Source organism: Micromonospora sp. ABR4_055 (assembly GCF_056160425.1).
In genome coordinates, this window is the sequence record NZ_JBSWXD010000216.1 from 1 (window position 1) to 8694 (window position 8694).

An 8694-nucleotide genomic window follows, 5' to 3' on the forward strand; every position below is an offset into this window, starting at 1 on the left:
CCAGTTTTTTGTGCCTGGGTGGTGCCGTCTCGGCTTTCTTTTCCTCTGTTGCGCGGGCCCGTTCTCCTTTTGTTGTTGGGTGGCGCTCACCTTTTTTTCGTTTTCCTTTCCACCCGGCCTGGTCGGTCACTCGTGCGAGATCGCCTGCAGTACGTTCAACCGGGACGCCCGCCAGGCCGGCCACCAGGCAGCGACCACGCCGGCCAGCGCGGCGGCGACGACGAACCCGACGAGTTGGCCGACCGGCACGCTGACCACCGACAGCACGTCCTGGCTGCGCATTGCGAACGACGCGGCCAGTCCGAGCGCCACGCCCAACGCCACACCGAGCAGGCAGCCGAAGACCGCCATCAGCAGTGATTCGACGCGGACCATCCGGCGGACCTGGCGTCGGCTCATCCCTACCGCGCGTAGCAGCCCGAGTTCCCGGGTGCGTTCGTAGATGCTCAGCACCAGGGTGTTGACGATTCCGATGAAGGCCACCAGCACTGCGAGGGCCAGCAGTACGTAGAAGATGCTGAGCAGGATGTCGACCAGCTGGTTCTGCTGCTCGACGAAGCTGCTGCGGTCGCCGACCGTCACCAACGGGTAGTCGGCCATCAGCGCCTCGGTCTCGGCGACGATCCGCTGCACGTCGGCGTCCGGGGTGGTGGCGACGAACCCCTGGTAGGCCAGCGGCCCGGCGAGGTACTGCACCTGGGACTCGGGCAGGATCAGCCCGGCGGTGAGCGCGGTGCGGTAGACGCCGACGAGTTCGTAGGCCCGTTCGCCGCCACGCGGCATGTCGATGACGATGTCGTCGCCGACCGTCCATCCGTTGGATTGCGCGGTGTTCACGTCGACCACCGTCTCGCCGTCGCCGGCGTCGAGGCGGCCCTGTACGGTCTCGAGAGCGAACATCGGGCCGGCCTGTGACAGGTCGGTGGCGGAGATGAGCTGGTTGGGGCGGCCGTCGGCGGTCAGTATCGCGATGTGGTACGCGACGGTGCCGGTCACACCGTCGATCTCGGCTACCTGGTCGAGGCGTGCGGGATCGAAACCCTCCCGCCCGGTCGGCAGTTGCTGGCCGTTGGTCAAGATGATGATCTCGGCCCCGAGGCCGTTCTCCACCAGGTCGGTGGTGGTTGCCTTCAACGACGACCCGATCACCGCGATGGTGCTGACCAGGGTCACCCCGATCATCAGGGCAGCGGCGGTGACAGCGGTACGCCGCGGGTTGCGCAGCGTGTTGCGTCGGCCGAGACCGGTCGCCGTACCCCAGCTGACCAGGCGACCGACGGTGCCGGCCACCGGACGGGTGAGGGCGGGCGACAGCAGCGCCACGCCGATGATCGACAGCAGCACGCCACCGCCGAGCGCGACGGCGGTCAGCCCGGAGACACCGATCAGACCCACGGCCAGCAGCCCCGCGCCGAGCGCGGTGACCACCCCGCCGGTAGTGGTGAGCCCGGTCAGCGGCCGGTCCGGGCGGACCACGTCGCGCATCGCGGCCACCGGCGGAACCGCCGAGGCGCGGATCGCCGGAATCAACGCCGCGACCATGGTCATCAGTACACCGACCAGGTAGGACGCCAGGATCGCGACCGGTGAGACGATCAACCCGCCAGCGGGCAGCGACAGCGCTTCGACCGCCAGGAACTGCAGGCCGGCGGCGACGCCGATGCCGGCGGCCAGGCCGAGGGTGGCCGCGATCACGCCGACGACCAGCGCCTCGATCAGCACCGCCGAGGTGACCTGGGCCCAGCTGGCACCCAGTGCCCGGAGCAGGGCCAGCTCGCGGGACCGCTGCGCGACCAGGATGTTGAACGTGTTGAAGATCAGGAACATGCCGACCAGCAACGCGATCAGCGCGAACCCGAGGAAGAACCAGTTGACGAAGGTCAGCAGCTGGGTGAACTGGGACGCCTGCTCGTCGGCGAGCTCTGCGCCGGTCACCGCCTCGAACCCGGCGGGCAGCTCGTCGGCCACCAGCCGCTTGAGCTCGTCGTCGGTGACACCGGGGTCGGCGGTCAACTGTGCCGTGCCGAACACCCCGGCCTCGCCGTAGAACAACTGCTGTGCCTGTGGTACGGTGAAGGCGACCAGTGTCTCGCCACCGAGGGTGGACCTGCCCCCGCTGTACTCCAGCAGGCCCACCACGTCGTACTCGCTGGCCTGGTAGGCGCTGGAGACGTACACCCGGAGCTGGTCGCCGACCGTGACGCCGGCCTGCTCGGCGGTCAACCGGGTCACCGCGACCTCGTCGTCGGCGCTGGGCGTGCGTCCCTCGGCGATTTGGAGCAGCGCGTCGTCGTCGCCGGCGGCGGTCAGGCCGATGCCCAGCTGCGGTGCCTGGCTCGGCACCGCCTTGCCGTCGGCGGCCCGGAACGGGATCACCCCGGTAGAGCTGGCGTCACCGGTCACCGACGCCACCCCGTTGACAGCGGCGATGCGATTCAGGTCAGCGTCGGTCAGCAGCGGCGGCTCCGCTTGCTGACCGGCCGTGTCGGCCGCCTGCACCTGTACGGCGACGTCCGCGTTGACGGTCTGGAAGAGCCGTTCGAAGCGGCTGCTCAAGCTGTCGGTGAGCACCGTGGCGCTGGAAACGAACAGCACCCCGAGGACGATCGCCACTGCGGACAGCACCAGCCGCAGTTTGCGGGAGAGCAGACTCTTCAACGTGGCGCGCAGCATCAAACCTGCTCCTGCTCGATCGCCGCGACGTCGAGGCCCTTCAGCCGGTCGAGGACCGCCTCGGCGGTCGGCTGCTGTAGCTCGTCGACGATACGGCCGTCGGAGAGGAAGACGACGCGGTCGGAGTAGGAGGCGGCGACCGGGTCGTGGGTGACCATGACGATGGTCTGCTGGTGGTCGCGTACCGAGTTGCGTAGGAAGCCGAGGACGTCGGCGCCGGCGCGGGAGTCGAGGTTGCCGGTCGGTTCGTCGGCGAAGACGACGTCGGGGCGGGCGACGAGGGCGCGGGCACAGGCGACCCGCTGCTGCTGGCCGCCGGACAGTTGGGTGGGTCGGTGGTGCAGGCGGTCACGCAGGCCGACGGTGTCGATGACGGTGTCGAACCAGGCGGGGTCGGGTTTGCGGCCGGCGATCGCCATGGGCAGCAGGATGTTCTCCTCGGCGGTGAGCGTGGGGAGGAGGTTGAACTGCTGGAAGATGAAGCCGAGCTTGTCCCGGCGGAGTCTGGTCAGCCCGGTGTCGTTGAGTCCGGTGACAGTGGTGTCGCCGATGGTGATGGTGCCGCGGGTGACGGTGTCGAGCCCGGCGAGGCAGTGCATCAGAGTGGACTTGCCCGAGCCGGACGGCCCCATGATGGCGGTGAACCGGGCGGGTTCCAGGTCGAGGGTGACGCCGTGCAGGGCGATCACCTGGGCTTCGCCGGTGCCGTACACCTTCCACACGTCGGCTGCCCGGGCGGCTGGTCCGGTCGCTGTCGTCGTTGTCACGTCGGAGACTCCTACCGTTGTTGTCTGCCGCCAACGGTATGTTCCGGTCGCCCTGCCCGGGTCCTGCCCGGGAACGGTTCACCACTCCGCCCGTGACGGGGGCGCTCCTCCGACCTGAGAATGATCCCGGCGGGCCGGACTCATCCGCCAGGGCAGGCTCGGGCCGGACTCATCCGTTAGGGCAGGCTCGGGCCGGACTCATCCGCCAGGGCGGACCAGGCCGGACTCGTACGCCAGCACCACGGCCTGGACCCGGTCCCGCAGTCGGAGTTTGGTCAGCACGTGTCCGACGTGGGTCTTGATGGTGGTTTCGCTGACCGACAGGGTGCTGGCGATCTCGGCGTTGGACAGTCCTCGGGCCATCTGGATGAGCACTTCACGTTCCCGTTCGGTGAGCACGTCCAGCGCCTTCGGCGGCGCCGCGTCCGGATCGGGCAGGGTGAGCGCGAACTTGTCCAACAGCCGGCGCAGGATCCGGGGAGCCACCACGGCCTCACCGACCGCTACTGTCCGGATGGCGGCCACCAGATCCTCGGCGGGCACGTCCTTGGCCAGGAAGCCGCTGGCACCGGCGCGCAGCGCCCCCACCACGTACTCGTCGAGGTCGAAAGTGGTGAGGATGAGGACCCGGACCGGCAGCCGGGCGTCGACGATCGCCCGGGTCGCCGCCACCCCGTCCATCCGGGGCATCCGGATGTCCATCAGCACGACGTCGGGCAGGAGCCGGCGGGCCAGGTCGACGGCTTCCGCCCCGTCCGCCGCCTCGCCGACGATGTCCAGGTCGTCCTCGGCGCCGAGGACCATCCGGAATCCGGTGCGCAGCAGCGGTTGATCGTCGGCGAGCAGGATCCGGACCGGACGGGTGGTGGACGGCGCGGCGATGCCGGGTTCGGTCACGGTGCTCCTTGTCGGGTAGCCGCCCCCAGCTGCTCCATCGGCAGCTTGGCGTAGATGCGGAAGCCGCCGCCCGGGCGCGGGCCGGTCCGCAGCGTGCCACCGTACAGGGCCACCCGCTCCCGCATTCCGACCAGACCGTGCCCGACCCGGCCGCGGTCCGGACCGGGACCGCGGCCGGTGTCGAACACCTCGACGATCAGCCAGTAGACGCCGAAGCTGAGCCGCACCTCGGCGGTTGCCGCTCCGGCGTGCTTGAGCGCGTTGGTGAGCGCCTCCTGGACGATCCGGTAGAGGGTCAGCGTCACGCCGGGATCCAGGTCCCCGGGTACCCCGTCGATCCGCAGGGTCACCGGCAGACCCGCCTCGCGGATCTGCTCGACCAGGGACTCGATGCCGCCGAGCCCTGGCTGCGGGGTGAGCTCGGCGTCGGCCGGTTCGGCGTCGGTGCGCAGGACGTCGAGCAGCCGACGCATCTCCCGTAGCGTGCTGCGGCTGGTGTCGGCGATGGTGCCGAGCGCCTCGTCGGCGGCGGCCGGGTCGCGGTGCAGCACCCGACGGGCACCGGTGGCCAGCACCCCCATGACGCTGACGTGGTGGGCCACGACGTCGTGCAGCTCCCGGGCGATCCGCCGCCGTTCGTCGGCGACCGCCTGGTCCGCGGCCGCCCGCTGGTTCTCCTCGGCCACCCGGGCGCGTTCGGCCAGCGTCCGCGTCGCCGACCGACGGGCGTGCACGGTCCGCCCGATGAAGAAGGCGACCAGCATGGTCAGTCCGTTGACGAACAGCAGGTACAACCGGGAGATTCCCGGCATTTCGGCACCCTGTGGCAGCGCCGCGTTGACGGTCAGCACCGGCAGCCACAGTACGGCGGTGGCGACGACCGCCGGGCGCAGCGCCAGCCAGCAGGCCGCGGTGTAGGTCAGGATCATCAGGGCGAGCGCCATGCTCACCGGTTCGTGGCCGGTCAGCAGCGGGACGGCCACCATCGCGGCGCTGGCCAGCACGGCCGGCCAGACGACGACCCGGCGTGCCGCGATCGGCGCCGCCGCGATCAGGCTCCAGCCGACGACGGCCGGCCAGCCGAGGTTCGGGCCGGGCTGACCGGTCGGCCCGAGCGCCTGGAGGGCCAGATCGACCCCGACGACCGTGGCGGCGAGCAGGCCGTCGCGGGCCAGCACCGGCGGCACCGGTCCGGTCGTGCCGGCGCCCCGGGCCGTACGCCACCACCGCCACCACCACCGCCACCACCGCGACCCGTGCGGTCCGGTGGACCGGTCCGGCTCGGTGGGCTCCATGTCGCGACGGTATCCGGTACGGCGGTGGCGTCGCGCCCACCACGGTGCGAACCTGGTCTCCTCCCTCAGGAGGAGACCAGGTCCTGCGCCAGGTCGGGAAAGGGCGGCGGGGTCCCGCCATACACCGGGCAGTACGCCTGGTAGCTGCACCAGTCGCAGAGCCGGCTCTGTTTGGGGCGGAAGTCCCGGCTCTCGGTGGCCTGCAGGATCGCCCGCCACAGCGCCAGGACGGTGCGTTCGAACCGCTGCAGCTCCTCGGCGTCCGGCGTGTAGTCGCAGATCTCGGCGTCGCGCAGGTACAGCAGCCGGAGCACCCGGGGGACGACGCCACGGGTACGCCACAGCACCAGAGCGTAGAACTTGAGCTGGAACAGCGCCCGGGACTCGAACGCCTCTCGGGGGGCACCGCCGGTCTTGTAGTCGACCACCCGCAGGTCCCCGGCGGGGGAGACGTCCAGCCGGTCGATGTAGCCGCGGATCAGCAGCTGCCCGTCGACCACCGCGTTGACCAGGCTCTCCCGTTCGGCCGGTTCCAGCCGGCGGGGATCCTCGACGGTGAAGTAACCGTCGAGCAGGTGTCGGGCGGCGGCCAGGAACTCGTCCAGCTCCGGGCGGCCCGCCTGCTCGTCCGGCGTCGGCTCCGCCGGCCCGGTGGTGACGACGTCGGCCAGCGTCGGGTCGGTGTCCAGCAGCCGTTGCCACTGCGGGGCGACCAGGTCGGCGGCCGCCGCCGGGGTGCGCTGGTCGGCCGGCAGATCGAACAGACGCTCCAGGACGGCGTGGACCAGGGTGCCCCGGGCCTGGTCGACGGTGGTTCGCTCGGGCAGCCGGTCGATGCTGCGGAACCGGTACAGCAGCGGGCAGGTCTTGAAATCGGCCGCCCGCGACGGCGACAACGTGGCCAGCCGGGGTGGTTCGACGTCGGGCGCGATGTCCGGGCCGATTGTCATGCACGCAGGGTATGGCACCGCTGTGACAGTCCGGCCGGCGGCGCGGCGACAAACCGTGCGCGCCGGCCGGTACGGCGTTCCGTAGCATCAACCCGATGGAGGACACCGCGAAACGCCCCGACCGGCGCCCTGACCGGCGGCCGGGGATCAGCCTCGGCCGGGTGCTCGGCTTCCCGGTGCACCTCCACACCTCGGTGCTGTTCCTGGCGATCCTGGTCACCGTGCTGTACGGCGAGTTCGTCCGCACCCAGTTGGACGTGCCGCAGCCGGCCCGCTACGCGGTCGGCCTGGGCTTCGTGGTCTGCCTGCTCGGTTCGGTGCTGCTGCACGAGCTGGGGCACGCGTTGACCGCCCGCCGCTACGGCATCGGGGTCCGCGGGATCACCCTGGAGATGCTCGGCGGCTACACCGAGATGGACCGGGACGCCCCGACCCCCAAGGTCGACCTGCTGGTGTCGCTGGCGGGTCCGGCGGTGTCGCTGGTCCTGGGCCTGGTCTCGGTGGTGGCGACCGTGCTGCTGCCGGACCGTACGTTGATCAACCAGTTGGCGTTCCAGTTGGCGGCGGCGAACCTGCTGGTGGCGGTGTTCAACGCGTTGCCGGGGCTGCCCCTAGACGGCGGGCGCGCGCTGCGTGCCGCGGTCTGGGCGGTGACCAGGGACCGCCACGTCGGCACCGAGGCCGCCGGTTGGGTCGGTCGGGCCGTTGCGGCGGGCACCGCCGGCCTGGTGGTGCTGCTCACGCTGGCCGGTATCCTGTCCCCGTTCGGGCTGATCTTCATGCTGCTGGTGGCGTTCACCCTCTGGCAGGGTGCCGGCCAGTCGATCCGGGTCGCGCGCATCGGCCGCCGGTTCCCACTGGTCGACCTGGCGGCGCTCGCCCGGCCGGTCTTTCCGGTGCCGAGCGGGACGCCGTTGGCTGAGGCGCAGCGCCGGGTCGCCGGCGCCCACCCGGCGCAACCGGGTGGGCGGGAGCCGGCCATGGCGGTGACGAACTCGTTCGGCCGGTTGGTGGCGCTGGTGGACCGGGCTGCGGCCGCTGCGGTTCCGCCGGAGCGCCGTCCGTGGGTGGCGGTCGACACCGTCGCGCGCGGTATCGACGGGGTCCGCCGGATCCCGGTCGACCTCACCGGCGAGCAGGTGGTCCGTACCGTGCAGGAACATCCGGGCGCGCAGTACCTGGTGACCCGGGGCGAGGACGTGATCGGCGTGCTGCACGTCGCCGATCTGGCGCAGTTGTTGGAACCGACCCGAAAGATGAGCCAGTGACCCCTCCGCCGACCGCCGTGGCATCCGGCGATGTCAGTACCACGCCGATCTCCACCCGGCGTGGCCCCTTCCAGCCGGGCGACCGGGTGCAGTTGACCGACCCGAAGGGGCGTATGCACACCGTCACGCTCGCTGCCGGTCGGTCGTTCCACACCCATCGCGGTGCCCTGTCGCACGACGAGTTGATCGGCCTGCCCGAAGGCAGCGTGGTGACGTCGGCCGGCGGTACCGCGTACCTCGCGCTGCGGCCGCTGCTGGCCGACTACGTGCTGAGCATGCCGCGCGGGGCTCAGGTGATCTATCCGAAGGACGCCGCTCAGATCGTGGCGATGGGTGATGTGTTCCCGGGAGCCCGGGTGCTGGAGGCCGGTGCCGGGTCGGGCGCGCTGACCTGTTCGCTGCTGCGCGCCGTCGGCACCGACGGTGAGGTGCACTCGTACGAGGCCCGGGCGGACTTCGCCGAGGTGGCCCGGGCGAACGTGCAGGCGTTCTTCGGCGGCCCGCACCCGGCCTGGCGGCTGCACGTCGGTGACGTCGCGTCCTGCCCGGAGGTCGGCTTCGACCGGATCATCCTGGACATGCTGACGCCGTGGGAGGTGCTGGACCTGGTGGCCCGGGCGTTGCTGCCCGGCGGGGTCTTCGTCGGCTACGTCGCCACCACGCCGCAGCTGAGCGAACTGGTCGAGGCGTTGCGCGCCGCCGGCGGGTTCACCGAGCCTCGGGCGTGGGAGTCGTTGGTGCGGGACTGGCATGTCGACGGGTTGGCGGTGCGGCCCGACCACCGGATGATCGGGCATACCGCGTTTCTGGTGTCGGCCCGCCGGTTGGCACCGGGGGTCAGCGC

Annotated in this window: 7 protein-coding genes; 2 read left to right on the plus strand and 5 right to left on the minus strand. The window is 71.2% G+C overall.

Features of this window, described 5'->3' with window-relative positions; all coding sequences use genetic code 11:
- Nucleotides 1-126: 126 nt before the first annotated feature.
- The 5 genes from ACXAHD_RS29825 to ACXAHD_RS29845 form a co-directional block, all read right to left on the minus strand.
- Complete coding sequence (locus ACXAHD_RS29825) at nucleotides 127-2673, minus strand: ABC transporter permease (RefSeq protein WP_281554807.1); 2547 nt, start codon at nucleotides 2671-2673, stop codon at nucleotides 127-129.
- Entirely contained in the window at nucleotides 2673-3440 is a 768-nt protein-coding gene (locus ACXAHD_RS29830) for an ABC transporter ATP-binding protein (protein ID WP_289212807.1), read from the minus strand. Before ACXAHD_RS29830 ends, ACXAHD_RS29825 begins: the two co-directional genes overlap by 1 nt.
- Nucleotides 3441-3638: 198 nt before the next feature.
- Nucleotides 3639-4337, minus strand: coding sequence for a response regulator (locus ACXAHD_RS29835; protein WP_281554809.1), 699 nt, complete (start codon nucleotides 4335-4337; stop codon nucleotides 3639-3641).
- Nucleotides 4334-5632: a sensor histidine kinase gene (locus tag ACXAHD_RS29840; RefSeq protein ID WP_289212808.1), complete on the minus strand. Its 1299-nt coding sequence runs from the start codon at nucleotides 5630-5632 to the stop codon at nucleotides 4334-4336. The genes ACXAHD_RS29835 and ACXAHD_RS29840 overlap by 4 nt, the downstream gene beginning before the upstream one ends.
- Before the next feature lie 65 nt (nucleotides 5633-5697).
- Nucleotides 5698-6582: a RecB family exonuclease gene (locus ACXAHD_RS29845; RefSeq protein ID WP_353850335.1), complete on the minus strand. Its 885-nt coding sequence runs from the start codon at nucleotides 6580-6582 to the stop codon at nucleotides 5698-5700.
- 161 nt (nucleotides 6583-6743) lie between these two features.
- Between ACXAHD_RS29845 and ACXAHD_RS29850 the strand changes: the two genes are divergently transcribed.
- Together ACXAHD_RS29850 and ACXAHD_RS29855 are read left to right on the plus strand one after the other, a co-directional pair.
- On the plus strand, nucleotides 6744-7850 hold the full coding sequence (locus ACXAHD_RS29850) for a site-2 protease family protein (RefSeq protein WP_475054811.1): 1107 nt from the start codon (nucleotides 6744-6746) through the stop codon (nucleotides 7848-7850).
- A partial coding sequence (locus tag ACXAHD_RS29855) for a tRNA (adenine-N1)-methyltransferase (RefSeq protein ID WP_475054809.1) occupies nucleotides 7847-8694 on the plus strand: 848 nt, incomplete at its 3' end. The genes ACXAHD_RS29850 and ACXAHD_RS29855, both read left to right, overlap by 4 nt.